The sequence below is a fragment of the Pseudomonas sp. LRF_L74 genome, assembly GCF_965644255.1.
Lineage (GTDB): Bacteria > Pseudomonadota > Gammaproteobacteria > Pseudomonadales > Pseudomonadaceae > Aquipseudomonas.
Map to the genome: position 1 here is coordinate 826,887 of NZ_CBFFRH010000001.1, position 22,756 is coordinate 849,642.

The window sequence follows — 22,756 nt, forward strand, 5'->3', positions numbered from 1 at the left end:
CATCGTCAATTAGCCAAAAATCCTAGTAATAATCGAGCCTTCCGGGACTTTCCATGCAAGCCTATCAGCGTGAGTTCATCCGTTTTGCCATCGAACGCGGCGTGCTGCGCTTCGGCGAATTCACCCTCAAGTCCGGGCGCACCAGCCCCTATTTCTTCAATGCCGGCCTGTTCAACAGTGGTTTGGCCCTGGCGCAACTGGGGCGTTTCTATGCGTCGGCGCTGGTCGACAGCGGCATCGACTTCGACGTGATGTTCGGCCCGGCCTACAAGGGTATCCCGCTGGCCGCCGCCACGGCCGTGGCCCTGGCCGAGCAGCATGGCCGCGATGTGCCGTACTGCTTCAACCGCAAGGAAGCCAAGGCCCATGGTGAAGGTGGAACCCTGGTCGGCGCGCCGTTGAACGGTCGGGTGATGATCGTCGACGACGTGATCACCGCCGGGACCGCGATTCGCGAGGTCATGCAGATCATCCAGGCACAGGCTGCGCAGGCAGCTGGCGTATTGATTGCATTGAATCGGCAGGAGCGCGGTCAGGGCGAGCTGTCGGCGATCCAGGAGGTCGAGCGCGACTACGCCATTCCGGTGGTCAGCATCGTCTCTCTGGAGCAGGTACTTGCCTATCTGGCGGATGATGCTGAACTGAAGAAGTTCCTGCCCGCCGTCGAGAGCTATCGCGCGCAATTCGGCGTTCAGTGACGCCCTACCGCTGAAGAGAAGGGTTCGGGTCATGCTCAAGGGTACTGCCCATTGCATGCTGTTGTTGTCGATCTGCCTGCCGGTGCAGGCGGACCTGTACCGCTACGTGGATGGCAAGGGAATCGTCGTGCTCGACAGCATGGTCCCGCCGCAGTACATGGAAAAAGGCTACGAAGTGCTCAACGAGCAGGGCCGGGTGGTCAAGGTGGTGCCGCCGGCTCCGAGCCTCGAGGAGCGTAAGCGCATGCAGCAGGAGAAGTCCCGCGCGGGCTCGGATATCCAGTTGCTGCGCCTGTATTCCAGCGTGGCGGATGTCGATCGTGCCCGCGACCGCAAGCTCGCCGAGCTGAGCGGGGTGATCGACGTGGCCAAGGCCAACGTACAGTCGTTGCGCATCCAGCAGAACAACCTGCTGAGCCAGGCGGCCGACATGGAGCGTTCAGGGCGCGAGGTGCCTGAGCACCTGCTGGCGCAGATCGACAACCTGAAGGCCGAGCAGGCCAGTGCCGAGCAGGACATCCTGCGTTTTCAGAAGAACCAGGCCGATGCCGCAGCATCGTTCGCCGCCGATCGCGCCAGGCTCGATTACCTGCTCAAGCGCAATCAGTAAGGCGCAGCACGTGGCTTGTATCTAAGGCCTGCTGAGGTTTTGCTCCAAGCCATTGGGCGTGTTGAAGAACGTATCTCCCTTCGACATTTCGAGCAGGCTGCTTTGAGGCAATTGCGGACATTCGTTATTCCTCCGTCATTCCCGCGAAGGCGGGAACCCAGAAGCGCTTTTTTGGGCTCCCGCCTTCGCGGGAGTGACGGCTAAACACACCGAGTAATGATGTCCGCCCCTGCCTCAATGCGGCCACTCAAGCGAAAAGTCTGTTATCGAACGGCCAAGAGTCGCTGGCTAAAACGAAAACAGCCCCTTTGGGGCTGTCGTCGTGTTTCTCTGATCGCTTAGTTGCGTGGCTTGCGGTTGCTGATCAGCGTGCCGACGCCGCTGTCGGTGAAGATTTCCAGCAGCACCGCATTCGGTACCCGGCCATCGATGATGTGCGCGCTGGTCACGCCGCCTTGCACGGCCTCCAGGGCGCAACGGATCTTCGGCAGCATGCCACCGTAGATGGTGCCGTCGGCGATCAGGCCATCGACCTGTTCGGTGGTCAGGCCGGTCAGCACTTCACCCTGCTTGTTCATCAGGCCGGCGATGTTGGTCAGCAGCATCAGCTTCTCGGCTTTCAGCGCTTCGGCCACCTTGCCTGCGACCAGGTCGGCGTTGATGTTGTACGACTCACCGTTCACGCCTACGCCGATCGGGGCGATGACCGGGATGAAGTCGCCTTTGACCAGCATGTTGATCAGGTCGGTGTTGATGCTGGACACCTCGCCAACGTGGCCGATGTCGATGATTTCCGGCTTGGTCATTTCCGGGGTCTGGCGGCTGACGGTCAGCTTCTTCGCCCGGATCAGCTCCGCGTCCTTGCCGGTCAGGCCGATAGCGCTGCCGCCGTGGCGGTTGATCAGGTTGACGATGTCCTTGTTGACCTGGCCGCCGAGAACCATCTCCACCACATCCATGGTCTGCGCGTCAGTGACGCGCATGCCGTCGATGAAATGGCTCTCGATGGACAGGCGCTTGAGCAGATCACCGATCTGCGGCCCGCCGCCATGCACCACCACCGGGTTGATGCCGACTGCCTTCATCAGGACGACGTCGCGGGCGAAGCCTTCCTTGAGTTCGTCGCTTTCCATGGCGTTGCCGCCGTACTTGATCACCAGCGTCTTGCCGACGAAGCGACGGATGTACGGCAGCGCCTCGGAGAGAACCTTGGCGACTTCGGTGGCGGCATCACGATTGAGGGTCATTGCGAAACGGGCTCCAGGGTAGGTCAGAACGGCAGTTTGAGATCAGGTGCGACGGCATGCAGTTGCGCGCGGAATACATCCTGGATGCGCGTGAGCTCTTGTTGCGTCTCGGCCTCGAAGCGCAGCACCAGTACCGGCGTGGTATTGGAGGCGCGCACCAGGCCCCAGCCTTTCGGGTAGTCCACGCGCACGCCATCCAGGGTAGTTAGATTGGCGTCGCCCCACTTGGCGTCACGCTGCAACTGTTCGATCAGCGGGAATTTGCTGTCGTCGGTCACGGTGACGTTGATTTCCGGGGTGGAGACATCGGCCGGGAAGGCGGCGAACACCTGTTCGGCGGGGCGCTTGTCCTGGCTGAGAATCTCCAGCAGGCGCGCCGCGCTGTAGATGCCGTCGTCGAAACCGAACCAGCGCTCCTTGAAGAAGATGTGCCCGCTCATCTCGCCAGCCAGCAGGGCGCCGGTCTGCTTCATTTTCTTCTTGATCAACGAATGGCCGGTCTTCCACATTACCGGGCGCCCGCCGTAGCCGCTGATCAGCGCACCGAGGCGGCGGGTGCATTTGACGTCGTAGATGATGTCGGCGCCGGGGTTGCGCGAGACCACGTCCTTGGAGAACAGCATCATCAGGCGGTCGGGGAAGACCATGGTGCCGGCGTTGGTGATCACGCCGACGCGGTCGGCGTCGCCGTCGAAGGCCAGGCCCAGGTCGGCGCCTTCGCTCTTGACCTTGGCGATCAGGTCGACCAGGTTCTCCGGCTTGCCCGGATCGGGATGGTGATTGGGGAAGTTGCCGTCGACCTCGCCGTACAGCGAGATCACTTCGCAACCGAGGGCCTCGACCAGCTTCGGCGCGATCACGCCGGCCACGCCGTTGCCGCAGTCGACCACCACCTTGAGCGGGCGCGCCAGGGCGATGTCGCCGACGATGTGCTCGAAGTAGGGCGTGAGGATATCGACCTGCTTGACACTGCCCACGCCGCTGGCGAGGTCGTTGTCGTCGATGCGCGCCTTGAGCTTCTGGATCTGCTCGTTGGCCTGGGTGTCGCCGGCGATGACGATCTTGAAGCCGTTGTAGTCCGGCGGGTTGTGGCTGCCGGTGAGCATGACGCCGGACTTGCCTTCGAGGATGTGGGTGGCGAAGTACAGCGCCGGGGTCGGCACCATGCCCACGTCACTGACATGGCAGCCGGCGTCGAGCAGGCCCTGGATCAGTTGCTGCACGAGTTTCGGCCCGGACAACCGGCCATCACGGCCGACGGCGACGTTGGCTTCGCCCTGGGCGAGGCTTTCCGAGCCGATGGATCGACCGATCCAGTAGGCGGCTTCTTCGGTGAGACTGTCGTCGACCACGCCACGAATGTCGTAGGCGCGGAAAATGCTTGAGAGCAGTTTCGGTGGATTTTGCGGGGCGCTGGCCATGTAGGTTTGCTCCAGTCCCAGGAGATCCTGGTCTTCGTCAAGGATATCGATATCGAGAATATCGGTGTCTTGGAACAGCGGGTCGGCCAATTCGATCGGCTTGGGCGCGGGTTCCGTTACAGCAGTGGCTTTCGGACTGCCGGCCCCGTGGCTGGCCGGGGCTTCTTGTTTGCGACGCGGCATCCGCGCGATGGCCTGGGCCAGTTCATTCAAGGGCGGCAGGCCCAGGCTGAACGCTTTGACCGACTTTCCGCCAGAAAGCTCCTGAAGCAGTTGACCAAGTTGCTTGGCATCGCCGTCCACCTGCCTGAGCAGGCGTGAGCGGGTCAGGTGCAGACCGACCAGGGCGCCGAGCAAGGCCAACAGCACGGCGATGGCCAGCAGTGGAGTGGAGATCGGTGGGGCGGTGATCGCCGGCCCAGCGCTGAAATTCAGCACCCAGTTGGGGTTGCCGGTCGGGAAGCTGACGGCCTTGCCCTCGGCCGCGCCGCCGTATTGCACCAGCGTCTGCGGGTTGCCCTTGCCGAAGCGTTGCGCCAGCTCGGCGCGCCCGGCATTCGCTGGCAGTTCGGGCAGGGTGTTGAGGATACGTTGCAGGTCGACGACCAGCAGCAACGTGCCTTGCAGTTGCGCGCTGTCGGGGCGGCGCAGGGGCGCGACGCTGTAGACCAGCCAGCGTTCGCCGATCTTGTAGGCTTCCGCGGCGGCCTGTTGGCCGTTTTCCAGGCGATGCACCAGATCGAGCGCGGCGAAGTTCATCGGCCCGGCGCGGCCGGTTTCCGGGACAGCGCGGCCTGGCGCGTTGAGGTGGGCATCGACCACGCCTTGCCAGTGCTGCAGGCTGTGTTCGGCGGCGCCGATCTGCTCGTGGTCCTGGCTGTTGATGGCGTCGAGCAACGCGGGGTCGTTGGCGGCCGCTTCGGTATCGGCCTTGAGCTGCTGCAAGGCCTGCTTGATGGCATTGGCCTGGCTGTTGCCCCAGGCCTCGACCAGCTCCTGCCGCTGGTGGTTGGCGTTGCCGTTCAGGGCATACCACAGCAGCGCGCCAGCAGCGGCGATGCCGAGCAGGGTGGTCAGCGCGCCTGGCAGCAGCGGGCTGAGGTCCCTGTCCGGCTTGGCCTTGTCGTCCGGGGCGATCAGTTGAGGTGTTTCTGTGGCATTGCCGCGCTTGAACAGTTTCACCGAGCGTCTCCCCGTCCTGAGTGTGGGTCAGCGTGTTCCCGAATGGCCGAAGCCGCCCGCGCCGCGCTGGCTTTCGTCGAACTGTTCGACCAGTTCGAAGTGCGCCTGCACCACGGGTACCAGCACCAGTTGCGCGATGCGCTCGCCGACTTCGATGGTGAAGGCGCTCTGGCCGCGGTTCCAGCAGGACACCATCAGTTCGCCCTGGTAGTCGGAGTCGATCAGGCCGACCAGGTTGCCGAGCACGATGCCGTGCTTGTGGCCCAGGCCCGAGCGCGGCAGGACCAGCGCCGCCAGGCCTGGATCGGCGATATGGATCGACAGCCCGGTGGGGATGAGAATGGTCTGGCCCGGTTCGAGGATGGCCTTTTCCTTGAGCATCGCGCGCAGGTCGAGCCCGGCTGAGCCTGGGGTGGCGTAGTGCGGCAGGGGAAATTCGCTGCCCAGGCGGGAGTCGAGGATCTTGGCTTGCAGTGCGTGCATGAAGTGTCCTGTGTCTATCGGTTGAAGTCAGGCGCCGGTCTGGCGCTCGGCGATGAAAGCGACCAGTTGGCGGGCGATCTTGCCCTTGCTGGTCTGGGCGAAGCTGCTGGCGTGCAATTCGCGGTCGATGATGGTGATCGCGTTCTCTTCACTATTGAAGCCGATGGTGGGGTTGGCCACATCGTTGGCGACGATCAGGTCGAGATTCTTGTCCTGCAGCTTGCGTGCAGCATAGCCGAGCAGGTTTTCCGTTTCCGCGGCGAAGCCCACGCTGAACGGGCGATCCGGGCGGCCGGCCAGGGTGGCGAGGATGTCGGGGTTGCGCACCAGTTGCAGGAGCAGGCCGTCGCCGGTGGTGGGGTCTTTCTTCAATTTGTGCGGGGCGATCACTTCCGGACGGTAGTCGGCCACCGCCGCCGAGGCGATGAGAATGTCGCAGGGCATGGCCGCTTCGCAGGCGGCGAGCATGTCGCGGGCGCTGACCACGTCGATGCGGGCAACCCGGTCCGGGGTCGGCAGGTGCACCGGGCCGGTGACCAGGGTCACGCGGGCGCCGGCTTCCACCGCTGCTTCGGCCAGGGCGAAGCCCATCTTGCCGGAACTGTGGTTGGTGATGTAGCGCACCGGGTCGATGTTTTCCTGGGTCGGGCCGGCGGTGATCAGCACATGCTTGCCGGTCAGGCTGTGGCGCTGGAAGCAGTCGGCGGCGCGCTGCACCAGTTCCTCGGCTTCGAGCATGCGGCCAGGGCCGACGTCGCCGCAGGCCTGGCTGCCGGCGGCAGGGCCAAACAGCTTGAGGCCGCGCTGCTCCAGCAGTTGGGCATTGGCCTGGGTCGCCGGGTCGCGCCACATCGCCTGGTTCATCGCCGGGGCCAGGGCCACCGGGGCGTCGGTGGCCAGCACCAGGGTGGTCAGCAGGTCGTCGGCGACGCCTTGGCTCAGGCGTGCCATCAGGTCGGCGGTGGCGGGGGCGACCAGTACCAGGTCGGCCCAGCGCGCCAGCTCGATATGGCCCATGGCGGCTTCGGCCTCGGGATCGAGCAGGTCGAGATGAACCGGGTGGCCGGACAATGCCTGCAGGGTCAGCGGGGTGATGAATTCGCAGCCGCCACGGGTCATGACCACGCGTACTTCCGCGCCCTGATCGCGCAGCCGGCGAACCAGCTCGGCGCTCTTGTAGGCGGCAATGCCCCCGCCGACGCCCAGAACGATGCGTTTACGATACAGCCGCTGCATAGCCTGCCTTAATAATGTGGTGTGGATAGCAATGCGACGAAGGCGCCTCCCCTGGCCCTGCCACCGCGCAAAAAAGCCGGGCTAAGATAGCACAGGGCCCACACCGGAACAGTGGGTGCAATGGACAGGGAGATGTCTATGAGTATTCGTGATTGGCCCGTGGCGGAACGCCCGCGGGAAAAGCTGCTGGCCCAGGGCGCGGCGACCCTTACCGATGCAGAGTTGCTGGCGATCTTTCTGCGTACTGGCGTGGCCGGCAAGAGTGCGGTCGACCTGGCCCGGCACCTGCTGCGCGACTTTGGCGGTCTGCGCCAATTGCTCGAAGCGGACCTGATTTCGTTCAGCCAGCACCTGGGGCTGGGACCGGCGAAATACACGCAACTGCAAGCTGTATTGGAGATGGGCCGCCGTCACCTGGCCGAGCGCATCAAGCGCGACTCGGCGCTGGAGAGCCCGCAGGCCGTGCGTGACTACCTCAAGGCCTGTCTGCGTCACGAGCCGCATGAGGTGTTCGGTTGCCTGTTTCTCGATTCGAAGCACCGGGTGATCGAGTTCGAGCCACTGTTTCGCGGCAGCATCGACGGTGCAAGCGTTTATCCCAGGCAAGTGGTCAAGCGCGCCCTGGCACAGAACGCCGCCGCCGTGATCCTGGTGCACAACCATCCTTCAGGTGTCGCCGAGCCGAGCCAGGCGGATCGCGTGTTGACGGCAAGGCTCAAGGAATCACTGGCGCTGGTCGAAGTGCGGGTGCTCGATCACTTCATCATTGGCGATGGCGATCCGCTGTCGATGGCGGAGTTTGGTTGGCTTTGAGGCAGGAGCGGACGTTCGCTATTTCTCCGTCATTCCCGCGAAGGCGGGAATCCAGAAGCGCTTTTTTGGGCTCCCGCTTTCGCGGGAGTGACGGCTAAACACATCGAGTAATGACGTCCGCTCCTGCCTCTAAGCAGCCCTTACTCGCGCAACTCCACCTTGGCAAAGTCCTGCCGCCCGAACGGGCTGGCCTGGTAGCCCTCGACCTGCTGGCGCAGCAGGACGCTGGCGGTCGGGTGGGCGAGGGGCAGCCAGAGTGCCTGGTCGTGGATGATGCGCTGTGCTTCTTTATAGGCTTGCTCGCGGGCCTGGCGGTCGCCGTCGGTCTTGCCCTGGCCGATCAATTTGTCCAGTTGCGGGGCGCAGTAGCGAGCGAAGTTGGTGCCGCTATTTACCGCCGCGCAGGAAAATTGTGGGCTGAGGAAGTTGTCCGGATCGCCGTTATCGCCGGCCCAGCCCATGAACAACAGGTCATGCTCGCCGGCTTTGGCGCGACGGATCAGTTCGCCCCACTCGATCACCCGGATTTGCACGCGAATGCCGACACCGGCCAGATCGGACTGCAGCATCTGTGCGCCCAGGCCCGGATTGGGGTTGAGCAAGCTGCCGGAAGGACGTGTCCAGATGGTGGTGTCGAAGCCTTGTTCCAGACCCGCCTGCTTCAGCAGTTCGCGAGCCTTTGCCGGATCGTGCGCATAGCCGGGCAGGCTGCGGTCGAAGCTCCAGGTGTTGGGCGGAAAGGGGCCATTGGCGATCTGCGCGCTGCCCTGGAACACCGCCTTGAGGTAGCGCTCATGGTCGAAGGCGAGGTTGATCGCCTGGCGCACTTCGGGTTTGTCCAGCGGTGCATGCTGGCTGTTGATCGCCACGAAGGCCGTCATGAAGGCCGGGGTTTCGCTGACTTTCAGCTCGTGCTGCTGGCGTGCGCTCTCTATATCCAGCGGTTTGGGCGACAGGGCGATGTGGCACTCGCCACGACGCAGCTTCTGCAGGCGTACGGTGGCTTCCGGGGTGATGATGAACACCAGCGAGTCCAGCGCGGGTTTGCCGGCGAAATAGTTCGGGTTGGCGATGTAGCGCACCACCGCATCGCGCTGGAAACGCTTGAGCTGGAACGGCCCGGTGCCGACCGGTTCGCGGTTGAGTCGGTCGGTCTGCCCGGCGGCGAGCAATTTGCTCGCGTACTCGGTGGAATAGATGGAAGCAAAGCCCATGCTCAGGCTGGCGAGAAAGGTGGCATCGGCATGCTTGAGGGTGAAGCGCACGGTCAGCGGATCGACGGCTTCGATCCGTTCGATCAGCGTGGGCCACTGCATCGACTGGGCATGTGGATAACCGCTGGGCGATGTCTTGTACCAGGGGTGTTGCGGGTCGATCATGCGCCGGAAGCTGAACAGCACGTCCTCGGCATTCAATGTGCGAGTGGGGGTGAACCAGGGCGTGGTGTGGAAGGCCACGTTCGGGCGCAAGCGGAAGGTCCATTGCAGGCCGTCGGCGGAAACTTCCCAACGCTCGGCCAGGCCGGGCACCAGGTCGCTGCTGCCGGGGGCAAGCTCCACCAGGCGGTTCATCAGCACATCGGCCGAGGCGTTGGTGGTGGTCAGCGAGTTGTAGCGCACCACATCGAAACCTTCCGGGCTGGCCTCGGTGCATACGCCCAGGGTGGCGGCTTGCGCCAGGAACGGGGTGAACAGCAGGGGCAGGGCGGCAAGGCGCATGTCGGTGCATCTCCAGCGAGTGAAGGCGTAACCCTAGACCAAGCGGCTCAGCCGGGACAACCGGCAAGGGCGACGAGCGGTAGTCAGCACATGCCCTGTGTCCGGCGCCTCTGGCCTGTGGACAGCTTTTCAACCTGCACATCGCCTTGCTAGGTCTAGGGTGTTCTGGTATAAAGTAGCGCTCTTTTCTTGGGGCCCGGCAAATGCGTGAGCGAGATAGTCGGTAAGACCCCCTGAGAAACGTGGCGCTGAGCGCCAAATGACTATTGAGTTCAAGCGGCCAACCCATGCCGGGTTGGGCATGTGGTTTTAGAGGGCTGAGGCATGTCGAGAGTCTGTCAAGTTACCGGTAAGGGTCCGGTAACCGGGAACAACGTTTCCCACGCGAACAACAAAACCCGTCGTCGTTTCCTGCCGAACCTGCAGCACCATCGCTTCTGGGTCGAGTCCGAGAAGCGCTTCGTGCGTCTGCGCGTCTCCGCCAAGGGCATGCGCATCATCGACAAGCGCGGCATTGACGTAGTGCTGTCCGAGCTGCGCGCTCGCGGCGAAAAGGTTTAAGGAGACTGTCATGCGTGAACTGATCCGTTTGGTGTCCAGCGCCGGTACCGGCCACTTCTACACCACCGACAAGAACAAGCGCACCACCCCGGACAAGATCGAGATCAAGAAATACGATCCGGTCGTCCGCAAGCACGTGATCTACAAGGAAGCCAAGATCAAGTAATTGGTCTGGCTCCAAGCGAAAAACCCGCCTTCATGGCGGGTTTTTTGTGGCCTGCCATCCATGGCGGCCACCCTTCGGGCCGTCGCAAGCGACGTCAAAAATTGCTCCCGGCAATTTTTTGTTTCTGTGACTCAGCGATTCATGCGCCCTTCGCTTCGAAAATCACATAGACCTTCCGGCAAGGCTCCAGCACTTCCCAGGTCCCGGAAAACCCCGCCGGGATCACGAAGCGATCGCCGGCGCGCACGGTTCGGGCGCTGCCGTCCCTGTCGCGCAGCACCGAAACGCCCTGCAGGATTTCGCAGTATTCGTGCTCGGTGTAGTTCACCGTCCACTGGCCGACCGCGCCTTCCCACACGCCGCTGCTGAACTGGCCACAGGGGCTGGAATAGTGGTTGCGCACATTCTGCTCGGGATCGCCCTTGAGGACTTTTTCCTTGGCGGGTCGATAGTGCTCGGCAGGCGTTGTGCTGCTGGCGAAGTCGACGATCTTGTCCAGGGTCATGGCCGCTCCTTAATAAAGAGGAAAGGTGGTCGAGTCTATGTTTGATAAAACGAACGTAGCAAGGCGATAAATTCCATTCTGTCAAAAATATTGAAAATTCGTGTTCCGCTGGTTTAGTGTGGCCGGCACTCGGCTGTGCCGAATGAATGCCTGGCTGGGTTGTCGATCCAGCACACCTAATTCGAGGACAACAAGATGACCGCTCTGACTCGCTCCGATTGGGAACAACGTGCCAAGGACCTGAAGATCGAAGGCCGTGCCTTCGTCCAGGGCGAATACCGCAATGCGGTTTCAGGCGCCACTTTCGAGTGCCTGAGCCCTGTCGATGGCCGCCTGCTCGGCCATGTCGCCAGTTGCGACCAGGCTGACGCCGATCTGGCGGTCAAGGTTGCCCGCGAAGCATTCGATTCCGGTGCCTGGTCGCGCATGGCGCCGGTCAAGCGCAAGAAAGTCCTGCAGCGTTTCGCCGACCTGATCGAAGCCCATGGCGAGGAGCTGGCGCTGCTGGAAACCCTCGACATGGGCAAGCCGATCAGTGACTCCACCAGCGTCGACGTGCCCGCTGCCGCCAACGCCATCCGCTGGAGCGGCGAGGCCATCGACAAGATCTACGACGAGGTGGCGGCCACCGCGCACAACCAGCTTGGCCTAGTCACCCGCGAGCCGGTCGGCGTGGTCGCGGCCATCGTGCCGTGGAACTTCCCGCTGCTGATGACCTGCTGGAAGCTCGGCCCGGCCCTGGCCACCGGCAACTCGGTGGTGCTCAAGCCGTCCGAGAAGTCGCCGCTGACCGGCCTGCGCATCGCCCAACTGGCCATCGAGGCCGGCATCCCGCAAGGCGTGTTCAACGTGCTGCCGGGGTTCGGCCACACCGTGGGCAAGGCCCTGGCCCTGCACATGGATGTCGACACCCTGGTGTTCACCGGCTCGAGCAAGATCGCCAAGCAACTGATGATCTACGCTGGCGAGTCGAACATGAAGCGCGTGTGGCTGGAGGCCGGCGGCAAGAGCCCGAACATCGTGTTCGCCGATGCGCCTGATCTCAAGGCCGCTGCCGAAGCTGCCGCCAGCGCCATCGCTTTCAACCAGGGCGAGGTCTGCACCGCCGGCTCGCGCCTGCTGGTAGAGAATTCGATCAAGGACACATTCGTGCCGCTGGTGGTCGAGGCACTCAAGGGCTGGAAGCCGGGCAACCCGCTGGACCCGCAGACCACTGTCGGTGCGCTGGTCGATACCATTCAGATGAACAACGTACTGTCCTACATCCAGGCCGGCCATGACGACGGCGCCAAGCTGCTCATCGGCGGCAAGCGCGTGCTGGAGGAAACCGGCGGCACCTACGTCGAGCCAACTATCTTCGACGGCGTGAACAACGCCATGCGCATCGCCAAGGAGGAAATCTTCGGCCCGGTGCTGTCGGTGATCGGCTTCGACGACGAGAAAGAAGCCATCGCCATTGCCAACGACACCGTCTATGGCCTGGCCGCTGCGGTGTGGACCAGCAACCTGTCCCGCGCGCACCTGGTCGGCAAGGCCCTGCGTGCCGGCAGCGTGTGGATCAACCAGTACGACGGCGGCGACATGACCGCGCCATTCGGCGGCTTCAAGCAGTCCGGCAACGGTCGCGACAAGTCGCTGCACGCGTTCGACAAGTACACCGAGCTGAAATCGACCTGGATCAAACTCTGATCCATTGCCGAGGGTGATTCGCGCCTGCCGAAGCAGGCTTGATACACCGAGGCGGCCGGGCTCCTTCCAGGGCCCGGCCGTTTTCTTTCGCCTGATCATCATGATGGAGAGCGTCATGGAAATGCGTTGGGGCACCTATTTCGCCGTTTGCGCGGCGGTGATCAGCATCGGCCTGGCCCTGGGCGTGACCATGCCGCTGGTGTCCCTGCGCCTGGAAGGCTGGGGCTACGGCAACTTCGCCATCGGGGTGATGGCCGCGACGCCGGCGGTTGGCGTGTTGCTCGGCGCTGCGTTGTCCGGCTTCCTCGCCGCCCGGGTTGGCACGACCTTGCTGATGCAACTGTGCCTGCTGGTCGGCGCCGTATCGGTGGCGATGCTGGCGCTGGTGCAGCATTACGCGATCTGGATCGTCCTGCGCCTGGCCATCGGCGTGGCACTGACCGTAGTGTTCATCCTCGGTGAAAGCTGGATCAATCAGTTGGCCGTGGAGAAATGGCGAGGCCGCCTGGTGGCGCTGTATGGCACCGGTTACGCGCTGAGCCAGCTGTGTGGTCCGCTCCTGCTTACCGCCCTGGGAACCAAGACCGACATCGGCTTCTGGACCGGCACCGGCCTGTTGATCGGCGGTTCGTTGCTGCTGCTCGGGCGTAGCGGGGCGCCACGGGTCGACGAGCACAGTGCTTCGGGGCGTGGCCTGGTGGGGTTCTGTCGCGAGCTGCCGACCATCGCCTGGGCGGTGATGCTGTTCGCTGCCTTCGAAGCGATGATGCTGACCCTGCTGCCGGTCTACGGGCTGCACCAGGGCTTCACCCAGGAAGTGGCGCTGCTGATGGCCACGGTGGTGGTGGTCGGCGATGCGGCGTTGCAACTGCCCATCGGCTGGTTGGCCGACCGCCTGCCGCGCCTCACGCTGTTTCGGGTGTGTGGCATTGCTCTGCTGCTTTCGAGCCTCGGCGTCCCGCTGTTATTGCACACGCCGCTGATCTGGCCGCTGTGGGTGATCTTCGGTGCCAGCGCCGGCGGCTTGTTCACCCTGTCGTTGATCCTGATTGGCGAGCGCTTCCGCGATGATGAACTGGTGCGCGCCAACGCCCACGTTGCCCAACTCTGGGGTCTGGGTTGCCTGGTCGGGCCGCTGGTCACCGGCGCGGTGAGCCAGTGGATCAGTGGTCATGCCCTGCCGCTGTTGATGGCTGTGGGCGCTGCAGTGTTCGTCTGGCTGACCTGGCGAGAAGGTCGGGCAAGCGTATCGAACGTTTCGTTGCAGAAATAACCTTCACTCGACGAGCATGCCCGCCACGGTCTCGCCAACGATGCGCAGCGCCTGCTCGACTTCGTCGCTGGTCGTCGAGTAGTTCATGCGCAGGCAATTGCGGTATTTGCCGGCGGCGGAAAAGATGCTGCCGGTGGCGATCTGCACGCCTTGTTCCACGAGCAGGCGGTTGAGGCGATGGCTGTCGAAGTCCTCGGGCATTTCCACCCAGATCATGAAACTGCCGACCGGCTGGCTGACTTTCACCACCGGCGGAAAGTAACGGGCGATCCACTCGCTCATCAGGTCGCGTCCGCGCTGGTACTGCGCGCGCATGCGTCGCAGGTGCGGCTCGTAGTGGCCGCCCTTGATGAACTCGGCCAGGGCCAGTTGCGGAACCTGGGCGGTGGAGCCGGTACACATGTACTTCATGTGCAGCGCCCGATCCAGGTAACGGCCGGGGGCGATCCAGCCGATGCGCAGGCCGGGTATCAGGGTCTTGGAGACGGAGCTGCAGAGCAGCACGCGGCCATCTTCGTCGAATGACTTGATGGTGCGCGGGCGCGGGTAACTGTAGGCCAGGTCGCCATACACATCGTCCTCGATGATCGCCACGTCATGGCGCTGGGCCAGGGTCAGCAGGGCGCGCTTGTTGGCTTCCGGCATGATGTAGCCAAGCGGATTGTTGCAGTTGGGGGTGAGCTGGATGGCCTTGATCGGCCATTGCTCAAGGGCCAGTTCCAGGGCTTGCAGGTTGACGCCGGTGAGCGGATCGGTGGGCAGCTCCAAGGCCTTCATGCCGAAGCCTTTCAGCGCCTGCATCACGCCATGGAAACTCGGCGATTCGACCGCTACCACGTCGCCAGGTTGGCAGACGGCGTGCAGGGCGGTCAGCAGCGCTTCATGGCAGCCAGTGGTGACGATGATCTCTTCGGCGGCGATGCGCGAGCCGGAGTCCAGCATCAGGCGGGCGATCTGTTCACGCAGGCCAAGGTCGCCATACAGGCTGCCGTAGGTCAGGCAGTTCAGGTCCTGGCGTCGACTCAGGCGCGACAGGCTGCGCAGCAGCGGCTTGAGCGTCGGGCTGCTGATGTCTGGCCGCCCCCGGCCGAGCTGGATGAGCGTATCGGTGGGCGCGCCGCCGATCTGTTGCAGCACCTGGTCCCATTGGGATACCTCGACTGGTCGCTGGGTCGTGCGACTGACCTCGGGGAGTGCGGGAAGCTGGCGCGCCGGTGGTACGAAATAGCCGGACTTCGGCCGCGGCGTGGCCAGGCCGCGGTCTTCCAGGGTGCGATAGGCCTGCTGCACGGTGCTCAGGCTTACGCCGTGTTCCTGGCTCAGGCTGCGTACCGAGGGCAGGCGATCGCCCGGGCGATAGAGGCCTTGTTCGATGCGTGCGCCAAGCAGCTCGGCGAGGTTGCGATAGAGGTTCATGGGGTGGGCCATACAGATAGGTCTGGAAAGCGGGATTCAGATCAGGAAAAACCAATCTGTATGGTTTTAATTGGTTTTTCCTGAATCTGTATCCATTTCCCTGCGGAAATCATCATGTTCTCCCATACAGATACGTGCAAGGAGAACATCATGCCCGACCTCATCGAACACGCCGTGCTGCCGGCCCGGCGGCAGGTGCCGGCCAAGACTTTTCAGGCGCGGTTGCAGGCATTCCTGCGCCGTCTGCACACCCGCAAGGGATTGGTCGGGCTGAATGAATCGCAACTGCGCGATGTCGGCTTGAGTCGGGAAGAGGCCCTCGAGGAGATCGAGCGGCCGGTGTGGCGGTTGTGGGGCGGTTAAGTTGCAAGCTTCAAGTAAGAGCTCAGAATCTGTTCATGACCTCCGATTGGCTCATCAGGCAGCGTTGAGGCAATTGTGGACATCGATACTATTTACCGTCACTCCCGCGAAGGCGGGAGCCCAAATAAAAAAGCGCTAAAGGCTCTTCTGGGTTCCCGCCTTCGCGGGAATGACGGAGTAATAACGAATGTCCGCTCCTGCCTCGAAGCAGTCATTCGAACGAGATTGTGAGATCGTGAATCGCTTCTCAGCGCTCAGCGCGTCTGGGTAGCTTTTAACTTGCAGTTGCTCTATTCGACGAAGGCGACGGCGCCATCCACCAGTGACTTCACCCGGGCCAGGGATTCGACGCGGTAGCCTTGGCTTTCCAGCAGGGCGCGGCCTTCCTGGAAGGATTTCTCGATGACGATGCCGAGTCCGGCGATGCTCGCGCCGGCCTGGCCGATCAGGTCGATCAGGGCCTTGGCGGCGTGGCCGTTGGCGAGGAAGTCGTCGATCACCAGGACGTGGTCGGCGGCGCTCAGGTGGCGCGCCGAGATGGCGATGGTGCTTTCGGTCTGCTTGGTGAAGGAGAACACCTTGGAAATCAGCAGGTCGTCCTTCAGCGTCAGCGATTGGTACTTGCGGGCGAAGATCACCGGTACGCCCAGTTCCAGGCCGGCCATCACCGCCGGGGCGATGCCCGAGGCTTCGAGGGTGACGATCTTGGTGATGCCCTGGTCGCGATAGCGCGTGGCGAACTCATGGCCGATCTGCTGCATCAGCGCCGGGTCGATCTGGTGGTTGAGGAAGGCGTCGACCTTGAGCACCTGTTCGGACAGGACGATGCCTTCGCTCAGTATTTTCTGTTTCAACGCTTCCACGACTGCACCCTCTGGCTCGACGAAAGCGGCGGATTTTCCCTCAAAACGCGGCGCACTTGTAGGGGCACCGAGCGAATGCCGAGTCACTCTCGTCCCCAGCGTTCCACCAGGGCATCGGCGAACACTTTCAAACGAGGGGAGCGCTGGCGCGACGGCGGATAGACGATGGAGATTTCCCGCTGGCGCCCGGCATAGGGCTGGAGCAGTTCGACCAGGCGCCCGTCGGCGATTGCCTCGGCCACGGCGAAGTCCATCAGTTGGGCGATGCCCAGGCCGAGGTGGGCGGCTTCGAGCAAGGCGTCGCCGTTGTCGAAGATCAGCCGGCCGCAGGCTTCCAGATCCCTGGGTTTGCCTTTGTCGATGAACTGCCAGGCGACCAGTCGGCCATCGCGCGGATTACGTACCGCCAGGCAGTCGTGATCGGCGAGATCATCGAGGTTCTGCGGCGTGCCCCGTCGAGCCAGGTAGCCGGGCGTCGCCACGCAGGTCCATCGAGTGGCGCGCAACGGCCGGGCGATCATGCCCTGGTCGTCGATGCGCCCGGTGCGCACGGCGAGGTCGAAGCCATCCTCGACGATATCCACGACCCGATCGCTCAGGGTGCTCTCGATGTGCAGTTGTGGATAACGCTGGTGCAACTCGCCCAGCAGCGGCAGCACGATCATCCGCCCGAATGCCGCCGGCGCGGTCAGGCGCAGGGTGCCGCTGGGTTCGCAACGGCGGTCGAGGAGGGTGCGTTCGGCATCTTCCAGGCCGCAGAGCAGTGGTGCGCATTGGTCGCGCAGTACGGTGCCGTCGGGCGTCAGGCTGACACTGCGGGTATTGCGGTTGAGCAGGCGTGTGCCCAACTGCCGTTCGAGCCGGGCGATGGCCCGCGACAGGCCGGACTGGGTCATGCCGGTGGCATTGGCGGCGAGGGTGAAGCTGCGCAGCTCGGCGACCTTGAGCAGCAGGTGGACGGCATTCAGATCCATGATTTTTATCATTACTGATAGGTTCGGTTCGATATTTATCATGCGTTGAGCATGAATGACACTGCCGGTCCGCTCAGTCTTCAAGGACCCGCCCATGCCTTCCGCCCATCCCCGCCTGATGCTTGCGCTACTTGCCTGCGCGCAACTGATCATCGCCCTGGACGCCACTATCCTGTTCGTCGCGCTGCCGAGCATCGGCGAGCAACTGGCGTTTTCCGCCCAGCAACTGCAGTGGGTGATCAGCGCCTACAGCGTAGCCTTCGGCGGCTGCCTGTTGCTCGGCGGGCGTTGCGCCGACCTGCTCGGTCGTCGGCGCATGTATCGCATCGGCCAGACCTTGTTCGCCCTGGCCTCGCTGGCCGGAGGCTGCACCGATTCACCGTTGCTGTTGGTACTTGCTCGTGCAGTGCAAGGCGTTGGCGCGGCGATGCTGTTCCCGGCGACCCTGGCGTTGATCAATACCCACTTCGCCGAAGGCCCGCCGCGCACCCGCGCCCTGGCGATCTGGAGCGCGGCTTCGGCAGCGGGTCTGGCGCTCGGGGCATTGCTTGGCGGGGTGTTGACCCAGTGGTTCGGCTGGGAAGCGGTGTTCCTGGTCAACGTGCCGTTGGCGGCAGCGTGTGCCTGGGGCGCCGGCCGCTGGATCGCGGCGGATGCTGCCCGTGAGTCGGGGCGCCGCTTCGACCTGCCCGGCGCGATCTGCGTGACGGCAGGTGGCTGCCTGCTGGTGTTGGGGTTCATCCAGGGGCCGGAATGGGGTTGGCAGTCACCCGGATTGATCGTCGCCTTCGTACTGGCGCTGCTGTTGCTCGCGGCATTCATCCATATCGAGCGCACCACCACTGATCCGCTGATGCACCTGGACCTGCTGCGCCAGCGCAGCCTGTGGCTGGCGATGCTGATCACGGCAGTGTTCATGAGCAGCTATGGCGTGCAGTACTACTTCCTGGCCATCTACTACCAGCGTGTGTATGGCTTCAGCGTGTTGCAGACTGGCCTGGCGTTTTTGCCGGCGACCCTGTTCTGCACCGTCGGCATCGCCCTGGCCGAGCGGTTGCTGGCGCGCTTCGGGGCGCGCAGTTCATTGATCATCGGCCTGCTTGCCGGTGCCGCCGGAATCGCCTGGCAGACGACCGGCCTGGTTCGTGTCGACAGCTATACGAGCCTGTTGCCGGCGATCCTGCTGTTGAGCCTCGGCCAGGGCATCACCTGGACTTCCATGTGGGTCTGCGCCGGCCAGGGCGTGCCCGCTGCACAGCAGGGCGTGGCCTCGGGCATGGCCTCCACGGTGCAACAGATCGGCGGGGCGCTCGGCCTGGCGGTGCTGGTGTCACTGGCCAATGCCGCCAGTGATTCGGTGGACGGTATGGATCGGGCGTTGTGGTGCAGTGCGCTGGTCGCGTTGGCTGGAGCAGGGTTGGCAATCGCCTTGCCGGGGCGCAGAGCGAAGGGCAGCTCGTGCCAGTGCCTGGGAACGGATGGCTGAGCCGTGCTCAACGGCGGACCAATGGCGCCTGGGTGAATTGCTCGTGGCTGTGTACGAGGTAGGCCGCAATGCGCTGCGCCAGGCGTTCCAGGGTCTGGATGCTGTAGTGCTGGCGATCCCAGGCGGCGTGCAGGACTACGCCCAGATGAGTCGAGCTGACCTGTTCATCGCTACGCACCAGGACGTGCCAGCCGGGGTACTTGGGAGGATCGGTGACCACCCCGACCCCACGACCGCTGGAGGCCAACGCCTGTACGATCGCCGCCTGATCGCATTCGTCCACCTGGCCGTAGGCGAGGCCGGTACGCACGAGGGCCATGTTCAACTCCTGGCGGGCGATGCTCTGGCTGGTGTGCAGGATCAGCCGCTCGTTGACCAGCTCTTCGAGGCTGACGTCGACACGCTGTGCCCTGGCCCAGGGATGCGCGGCACTCACGTAGGCGCGCAAGGGCACCGGGCCCAGGCGCAGGCTGGCGAAATCCTCGCTCATGTTGGCGGGGGACAGCACCATGTCGATCCCGGAGTGCAGTAGCTCATGCAGTTGGCAAGGCTGGGCTTCCTGGGTCAGCAACAGCGGATCGTCCGCCTCCAGGGTGGTGATGAACGGCGCAATCAGCCCGGAAATCGTCGCCGGGGTGGCGGCCAGGCGCAGTTGGCGAATGCGCCCGGCAGACCAGCTTTGCGCGGCGGCTCTCACCGAGCGGGCGTTGTCCAGCAGTTGCCGCGCTAGCGGCACCAGTTCGCGGCCGGCCGGGGTCAGTTGCAGGCGGTTGCGCTGGTGGTCGAACAGGCGCAGGCCGAGTTCCGTTTCCAGGGTCTGCAACTGACGGCTGAGCGCCGGTTGGGCGACGTGCAGCGCAGCGGCAGCCGCGGTCACGGTGCCGGTGTCGACGACGGCGAGGAAGCATTCGATGCGGCGCAGGTTCATGCACGCAGCATACGCCAGGGGCTCCGGCCGGCCCAACTGGCTACAGATCGGTTCAGTAGCCACGGGCCGTGTGTACACGTCGTGGTGAAGAGGTGCCTGTGGTCAGGCTGGCGAGGTTTTCCAGGGTCTGTGCGGCGATGACCTCGACGGCCGTGCGCGTGGCGATGTGCGGCGTGATGCGGATGTGTGGGTGGCTCCAGAACGGGTGCGTCGCGGGCAGCGGTTCGACGCTGAAGGTGTCCAGCGTGGCTTGGCTCAGTTGGCCACTGGCCAGGGCTTGCAGCAGGTCCGCCTCGACCAGGTGATCGCCGCGCCCGACGTTGATCACGTGCGCGCCGGGCGGCAACTGCTCGAACAGCGTGGCGTCGAGCAGGCCGTGGGTCTGCTCGGTCAGCGGCAGCAGGCAAACCAATGTCTCGCATTGAGCGAGAAAGGCAGGCAGTTGCGAGGGGCCGACGAAGCTTTGCACGCCCTCTGGCAAATCGGTCTTGGCGCTGCGACTCCAGCCCGCGAGCGGATAGCCGAGCGCCCGCAAGGCTCGTGCGCAATGCACGCCGAGCTCACCCAGGCCGGCGATGCCGACGCGGTGCGTGTGCGGTGCGCGGACCTGCACCGAGGCCCAGCGTTTTTCCTGTTGGGCGCGGGCGCACTCATCCAGGCCGCGCTGGGCGTTGGTCACTGCCCAGGTCACGTACGCCGCCATGCCGGCCGCCATCTGCGGGTCGACGATGCGGAACAGCGGCACGTCGGCGGGCAGTTCGGGATCGTCGAGCAGGTGCTCGATGCCGGCGCCGACCGACTGGATCAGGCGCAGATGCGGTAGGCGGGCCAGCAGGCCGGCAGGCGGGAACCAGCAGACAGCGGCCTCTATCTCTTCCAGCGCGCCCAGGTCGTCGCCCAGGCGCAGGTCATGATCGGGGTGCAACGCCTGCCAGGCCTGTGCCATCGGCGTCATGTCGTCGCGCGCGCTGAGCAGGGCGATGGTCGGTGTGCGGGGGGTCATAGTCGGTAGTCCGGGGCGATACGGTCGAGTTGGCGCAACAGCGCCTGCCAGGCCAGTTCGACGCCGCCCGGGTTGTCCAGCTCGCGGGCGCTGCGTTGGCGCGCGGGATCGTTGAGCTGGCGCTGGGTGCGTTCGCGCACGGGAGTGTCCGGCAGCAGCAGGTCGCCGCCGGCCTGGGCGGCGATCTGCACATCACAGGCTTTCTCCAGATAGAACAGGCGAATGAAGGCTTCGGCCACGCTGCGGCCCACGCTGAGCAAACCGTGGTTGCGCAGGATCATCACGTCGTTATCGCCCAGGTCGGCAACCAGGCGTGCCTGTTCGTCCAGATCGAGGGCCACACCTTCGTAGGTGTGGTAGCCGACCCGGCCGTGGAAGGTCAGGGCGAACTGGCTGATCGGCAGCAACCCGGCGGCCTGGGCGGCGACGGCACAACCGGCGCGGGTGTGGGTGTGCAGCACGCATTGGGCGTCGTCACGGGCGGCATGGATGGCGCTGTGGATAACGAAGCCTGCCGGGTTTACCCGGTGCCCGGTGGGCGCCACGGGCTGGCCGGCGAGGTCGATCTTGACCAGGCTGGAGGCGGTGATTTCCTCGAACAGCAGCCCGTAGGGGTTGATCAGGAAGTGATGTTCCGGACCGGGGATACGGACCGAAAGGTGGGTGAAGATCAGGTCGCTCATCCGGTAATGAGCGACCAGCCGGTAGCAAGCCGCCAGTTCCTGGCGCAGGTGGCGTTCGATGTCGTGCATGACAGCGATCCTCAAGAGGAAACGCCGCAGCCTCTAAGGCTGCGGCGCCAGGTCAGGGTTGTTTGCGGGTGACGTAGCCGGTGAGCAGGGCACCGACCAGTGAGGTCCCGGCGATCAGGGCCAGCAGGCTGGCGGGGCCCCAGGATTGGTTGTCGGAAATCACCAGCATCTGCGTGGCCAGCGCCGGCATGAATCCGGCGATGACCGCCGACAGGTTGGCCGACAGCCCGAGCCCGCTGTATTGCAGGTGCGGCGGGAACAGGCGGGCCAGCAGGTTGCCGATGGGCGCATAGGGAATGGTGGCAATGCCCAGGGCGCCGATCATGCCCAGGGTGATCCACTGGCTTTCACGGGTGTCGACCAGCCAGAAGATCGGGAAGGCCAGGGCCAGGGTCACCACATAACCGATCACCACGGTACGCACCGCACCGATACGGTCGGCGAGGCGACCGGAGAGGATCAGCACGATCATCTGCACCACGGCGGCGATGCTCATGGCCTTGAGAATCACTGTGCTGGGCAGGCCGAGCGTCTTGGTCACGTAGCTGATCATGAACGCGGTCATGATGAAGAAGCCGGCGTTGCATTGCAGGTACGCGGCGATACCGATCAGCAGGCGACCCGGCACCTGGCGCAGCAGTTCGAGCACCGGCATCTTCTCGGTCTTGTCTTCCTTGGCCAATTGTTTGAACGCCGGGGTTTCCTCGACGTGCCAGCGCATCCACAGGGCGATGCCGACCAGCACGATGGACACCAGGAACGGCAGGCGCCAGGCCCATTCGAGGAAGGCATTGCCAGGCAGTGAGGCAACCAGTGCAACGCCGCCGGAGGACAGCAGGGTGCCGGTCGGCGAACCGAGCTGGATGATCGAGGCATACAGGCCGCGCTTTTTCGGCGGCGCGTACTCGATGGCGAGCAAGGTCGCGCCGCCCCATTCGCCACCCGCGGCAATACCCTGCAGGGCGCGCAGGATGGTGAGCATGATCGGCGCGGCGATCCCGGCGGTGGCGTAGGTCGGCAGCAGGCCGATGGTGGTGGTGGCCAGGCCCATCAGCATGACCGTGGCGACCAGCGAAATGCGCCGCCCATAACGGTCACCGATGTGGCCGAAGATCACCGCGCCCAAGGGGCGTGCGACGAAGCCGGCGCCGAAGGCTAGGAAGGCGCCGATCAGCGACACGGCGGGGACGTCTCCGGGGAAGAACAGCGGGGCGAAGACGATGGCGGCGACGGTGCCGAACAGGAAAAAGTCGTACCACTCCAGGGCGTTGCCGAGGTAGGCGGCGAACACGATCTTGCGTATCTGGCCGATGCTCAGGGGCGATGCAGCAGTCGACGCGTCCAGCGAAAGCGTAGGGGAAGTCATGGT

At 64.2% G+C, this 22,756-nt stretch carries 22 protein-coding genes; 9 read left to right on the top strand and 13 right to left on the bottom strand.

Translation table 11 applies throughout. The annotated features are described in order from the left end of the window. Positions 1–53 precede the first annotated feature (53 nt). Positions 54–698: an orotate phosphoribosyltransferase gene (gene pyrE, locus ACSZPK_RS03870; protein ID WP_437880064.1), complete on the top strand. Its 645-nt coding sequence runs from the start codon at positions 54–56 to the stop codon at positions 696–698. Between the two features lie 31 nt (positions 699–729). After that, on the top strand, positions 730–1,308 hold the full coding sequence (locus tag ACSZPK_RS03875) for a DUF4124 domain-containing protein (RefSeq protein WP_437880065.1): 579 nt from the start codon (positions 730–732) through the stop codon (positions 1,306–1,308). A gap of 338 nt (positions 1,309–1,646) precedes the next feature. Here the strand turns inward: ACSZPK_RS03875 and argB are convergent, their stop codons facing one another. From argB to coaBC, 4 genes are all read right to left on the bottom strand, one after another. After that, entirely contained in the window at positions 1,647–2,555 is a 909-nt protein-coding gene (argB, locus tag ACSZPK_RS03880) for an acetylglutamate kinase (protein ID WP_437880066.1), read from the bottom strand. Between the two features lie 23 nt (positions 2,556–2,578). Then, a complete protein-coding gene (algC, locus tag ACSZPK_RS03885; RefSeq protein WP_437880282.1) occupies positions 2,579–3,976 on the bottom strand; it encodes a phosphomannomutase/phosphoglucomutase in 1,398 nt (465 codons plus the stop codon). Between the two features lie 1,209 nt (positions 3,977–5,185). Further along, positions 5,186–5,641 (bottom strand): dUTP diphosphatase, encoded by a 456-nt coding sequence (gene dut, locus ACSZPK_RS03890; protein ID WP_437880067.1) that lies wholly within the window; start codon positions 5,639–5,641, stop codon positions 5,186–5,188. Between the two features lie 27 nt (positions 5,642–5,668). Next, a complete protein-coding gene (coaBC, locus tag ACSZPK_RS03895; protein ID WP_437880068.1) occupies positions 5,669–6,877 on the bottom strand; it encodes a bifunctional phosphopantothenoylcysteine decarboxylase/phosphopantothenate--cysteine ligase CoaBC in 1,209 nt (402 codons plus the stop codon). A gap of 138 nt (positions 6,878–7,015) precedes the next feature. Between coaBC and radC the strand changes: the two genes are divergently transcribed. Then, positions 7,016–7,690: a RadC family protein gene (gene radC, locus ACSZPK_RS03900; protein WP_437880069.1), complete on the top strand. Its 675-nt coding sequence runs from the start codon at positions 7,016–7,018 to the stop codon at positions 7,688–7,690. 140 nt (positions 7,691–7,830) lie between these two features. Here radC and ACSZPK_RS03905 read toward each other — a convergent pair whose 3' ends face one another. Then, positions 7,831–9,408 (bottom strand): ABC transporter substrate-binding protein, encoded by a 1,578-nt coding sequence (locus tag ACSZPK_RS03905; protein WP_437880070.1) that lies wholly within the window; start codon positions 9,406–9,408, stop codon positions 7,831–7,833. Between the two features lie 324 nt (positions 9,409–9,732). Between ACSZPK_RS03905 and rpmB the strand changes: the two genes are divergently transcribed. Beyond that, complete coding sequence (gene rpmB, locus ACSZPK_RS03910) at positions 9,733–9,969, top strand: 50S ribosomal protein L28 (RefSeq protein ID WP_021702024.1); 237 nt, start codon at positions 9,733–9,735, stop codon at positions 9,967–9,969. A gap of 10 nt (positions 9,970–9,979) precedes the next feature. Further along, positions 9,980–10,135: a 50S ribosomal protein L33 gene (gene rpmG, locus ACSZPK_RS03915; protein ID WP_012703270.1), complete on the top strand. Its 156-nt coding sequence runs from the start codon at positions 9,980–9,982 to the stop codon at positions 10,133–10,135. A 139-nt stretch (positions 10,136–10,274) separates the two neighbouring features. On the opposite strand, the gene ACSZPK_RS03920 is transcribed toward rpmG, so the two are convergent. Continuing rightward, positions 10,275–10,640, bottom strand: coding sequence for a cupin domain-containing protein (locus ACSZPK_RS03920; RefSeq protein WP_437880071.1), 366 nt, complete (start codon positions 10,638–10,640; stop codon positions 10,275–10,277). 195 nt (positions 10,641–10,835) lie between these two features. On the opposite strand from ACSZPK_RS03920, the gene ACSZPK_RS03925 reads away from it, so the two are divergent. Together ACSZPK_RS03925 and ACSZPK_RS03930 are read left to right on the top strand one after the other, a co-directional pair. Beyond that, positions 10,836–12,329 carry an aldehyde dehydrogenase gene (locus ACSZPK_RS03925; RefSeq protein ID WP_437880072.1) on the top strand — a complete coding sequence of 498 codons (1,494 nt, stop codon included), beginning with the start codon at positions 10,836–10,838 and terminating at the stop codon, positions 12,327–12,329. A 121-nt stretch (positions 12,330–12,450) separates the two neighbouring features. Then, a complete protein-coding gene (locus tag ACSZPK_RS03930; RefSeq protein ID WP_437880283.1) occupies positions 12,451–13,602 on the top strand; it encodes an MFS transporter in 1,152 nt (383 codons plus the stop codon). A gap of 3 nt (positions 13,603–13,605) precedes the next feature. Here the strand turns inward: ACSZPK_RS03930 and ACSZPK_RS03935 are convergent, their stop codons facing one another. Then, positions 13,606–15,018, bottom strand: coding sequence for a PLP-dependent aminotransferase family protein (locus ACSZPK_RS03935; RefSeq protein WP_437880073.1), 1,413 nt, complete (start codon positions 15,016–15,018; stop codon positions 13,606–13,608). Positions 15,019–15,168: 150 nt separating this feature from the next. Here ACSZPK_RS03935 and ACSZPK_RS03940 point away from each other — a divergent pair, with 150 nt between their 5' ends. Next, complete coding sequence (locus ACSZPK_RS03940) at positions 15,169–15,381, top strand: DUF1127 domain-containing protein (RefSeq protein ID WP_437880074.1); 213 nt, start codon at positions 15,169–15,171, stop codon at positions 15,379–15,381. A gap of 290 nt (positions 15,382–15,671) precedes the next feature. On the opposite strand, the gene ACSZPK_RS03945 is transcribed toward ACSZPK_RS03940, so the two are convergent. Together ACSZPK_RS03945 and ACSZPK_RS03950 are read right to left on the bottom strand one after the other, a co-directional pair. Then, positions 15,672–16,244 carry a xanthine phosphoribosyltransferase gene (locus tag ACSZPK_RS03945; RefSeq protein WP_437880075.1) on the bottom strand — a complete coding sequence of 191 codons (573 nt, stop codon included), beginning with the start codon at positions 16,242–16,244 and terminating at the stop codon, positions 15,672–15,674. 83 nt (positions 16,245–16,327) lie between these two features. After that, entirely contained in the window at positions 16,328–17,218 is an 891-nt protein-coding gene (locus ACSZPK_RS03950) for a LysR family transcriptional regulator (protein WP_437880076.1), read from the bottom strand. Between the two features lie 118 nt (positions 17,219–17,336). Here ACSZPK_RS03950 and ACSZPK_RS03955 point away from each other — a divergent pair, with 118 nt between their 5' ends. Next, positions 17,337–18,704 (top strand): MFS transporter, encoded by a 1,368-nt coding sequence (locus tag ACSZPK_RS03955; RefSeq protein WP_437880284.1) that lies wholly within the window; start codon positions 17,337–17,339, stop codon positions 18,702–18,704. A 7-nt stretch (positions 18,705–18,711) separates the two neighbouring features. On the opposite strand, the gene ACSZPK_RS03960 is transcribed toward ACSZPK_RS03955, so the two are convergent. Genes ACSZPK_RS03960 through ACSZPK_RS03975 form a run of 4 tightly spaced genes read right to left on the bottom strand, consistent with a single transcriptional unit; the run spans position 18,712 to position 22,753 of the window. Then, positions 18,712–19,632: a LysR family transcriptional regulator gene (locus ACSZPK_RS03960; RefSeq protein WP_437880077.1), complete on the bottom strand. Its 921-nt coding sequence runs from the start codon at positions 19,630–19,632 to the stop codon at positions 18,712–18,714. A 52-nt stretch (positions 19,633–19,684) separates the two neighbouring features. Next, on the bottom strand, positions 19,685–20,635 hold the full coding sequence (locus tag ACSZPK_RS03965) for a 2-hydroxyacid dehydrogenase (protein WP_437880078.1): 951 nt from the start codon (positions 20,633–20,635) through the stop codon (positions 19,685–19,687). Then, positions 20,632–21,387 carry a class II aldolase/adducin family protein gene (locus tag ACSZPK_RS03970; protein ID WP_437880079.1) on the bottom strand — a complete coding sequence of 252 codons (756 nt, stop codon included), beginning with the start codon at positions 21,385–21,387 and terminating at the stop codon, positions 20,632–20,634. The genes ACSZPK_RS03965 and ACSZPK_RS03970 overlap by 4 nt, the downstream gene beginning before the upstream one ends. A 52-nt stretch (positions 21,388–21,439) precedes the next feature. After that, on the bottom strand, positions 21,440–22,753 hold the full coding sequence (locus tag ACSZPK_RS03975) for an MFS transporter (protein WP_437880080.1): 1,314 nt from the start codon (positions 22,751–22,753) through the stop codon (positions 21,440–21,442). Between the last annotated feature and the right edge of the window lie 3 nt (positions 22,754–22,756).

Coding starts and splice junctions, on each gene's coding strand:
- pyrE (WP_437880064.1), top strand. CDS start 54: ATGCAAGCCTATCAGCGTGAGTTCATCCGTTTTGCCATCGAACGCGGC.
- ACSZPK_RS03875 (WP_437880065.1), top strand. CDS start 730: ATGCTCAAGGGTACTGCCCATTGCATGCTGTTGTTGTCGATCTGCCTG.
- argB (WP_437880066.1), bottom strand. CDS start 2,555: ATGACCCTCAATCGTGATGCCGCCACCGAAGTCGCCAAGGTTCTCTCC.
- algC (WP_437880282.1), bottom strand. CDS start 3,976: ATGGCCAGCGCCCCGCAAAATCCACCGAAACTGCTCTCAAGCATTTTC.
- dut (WP_437880067.1), bottom strand. CDS start 5,641: ATGCACGCACTGCAAGCCAAGATCCTCGACTCCCGCCTGGGCAGCGAA.
- coaBC (WP_437880068.1), bottom strand. CDS start 6,877: ATGCAGCGGCTGTATCGTAAACGCATCGTTCTGGGCGTCGGCGGGGGC.
- radC (WP_437880069.1), top strand. CDS start 7,016: ATGAGTATTCGTGATTGGCCCGTGGCGGAACGCCCGCGGGAAAAGCTG.
- ACSZPK_RS03905 (WP_437880070.1), bottom strand. CDS start 9,408: ATGCGCCTTGCCGCCCTGCCCCTGCTGTTCACCCCGTTCCTGGCGCAA.
- rpmB (WP_021702024.1), top strand. CDS start 9,733: ATGTCGAGAGTCTGTCAAGTTACCGGTAAGGGTCCGGTAACCGGGAAC.
- rpmG (WP_012703270.1), top strand. CDS start 9,980: ATGCGTGAACTGATCCGTTTGGTGTCCAGCGCCGGTACCGGCCACTTC.
- ACSZPK_RS03920 (WP_437880071.1), bottom strand. CDS start 10,640: ATGACCCTGGACAAGATCGTCGACTTCGCCAGCAGCACAACGCCTGCC.
- ACSZPK_RS03925 (WP_437880072.1), top strand. CDS start 10,836: ATGACCGCTCTGACTCGCTCCGATTGGGAACAACGTGCCAAGGACCTG.
- ACSZPK_RS03930 (WP_437880283.1), top strand. CDS start 12,451: ATGCGTTGGGGCACCTATTTCGCCGTTTGCGCGGCGGTGATCAGCATC.
- ACSZPK_RS03935 (WP_437880073.1), bottom strand. CDS start 15,018: ATGAACCTCTATCGCAACCTCGCCGAGCTGCTTGGCGCACGCATCGAA.
- ACSZPK_RS03940 (WP_437880074.1), top strand. CDS start 15,169: ATGCCCGACCTCATCGAACACGCCGTGCTGCCGGCCCGGCGGCAGGTG.
- ACSZPK_RS03950 (WP_437880076.1), bottom strand. CDS start 17,218: ATGGATCTGAATGCCGTCCACCTGCTGCTCAAGGTCGCCGAGCTGCGC.
- ACSZPK_RS03955 (WP_437880284.1), top strand. CDS start 17,337: ATGCTTGCGCTACTTGCCTGCGCGCAACTGATCATCGCCCTGGACGCC.
- ACSZPK_RS03960 (WP_437880077.1), bottom strand. CDS start 19,632: ATGAACCTGCGCCGCATCGAATGCTTCCTCGCCGTCGTCGACACCGGC.
- ACSZPK_RS03965 (WP_437880078.1), bottom strand. CDS start 20,635: ATGACCCCCCGCACACCGACCATCGCCCTGCTCAGCGCGCGCGACGAC.
- ACSZPK_RS03970 (WP_437880079.1), bottom strand. CDS start 21,387: ATGCACGACATCGAACGCCACCTGCGCCAGGAACTGGCGGCTTGCTAC.
- ACSZPK_RS03975 (WP_437880080.1), bottom strand. CDS start 22,753: ATGACTTCCCCTACGCTTTCGCTGGACGCGTCGACTGCTGCATCGCCC.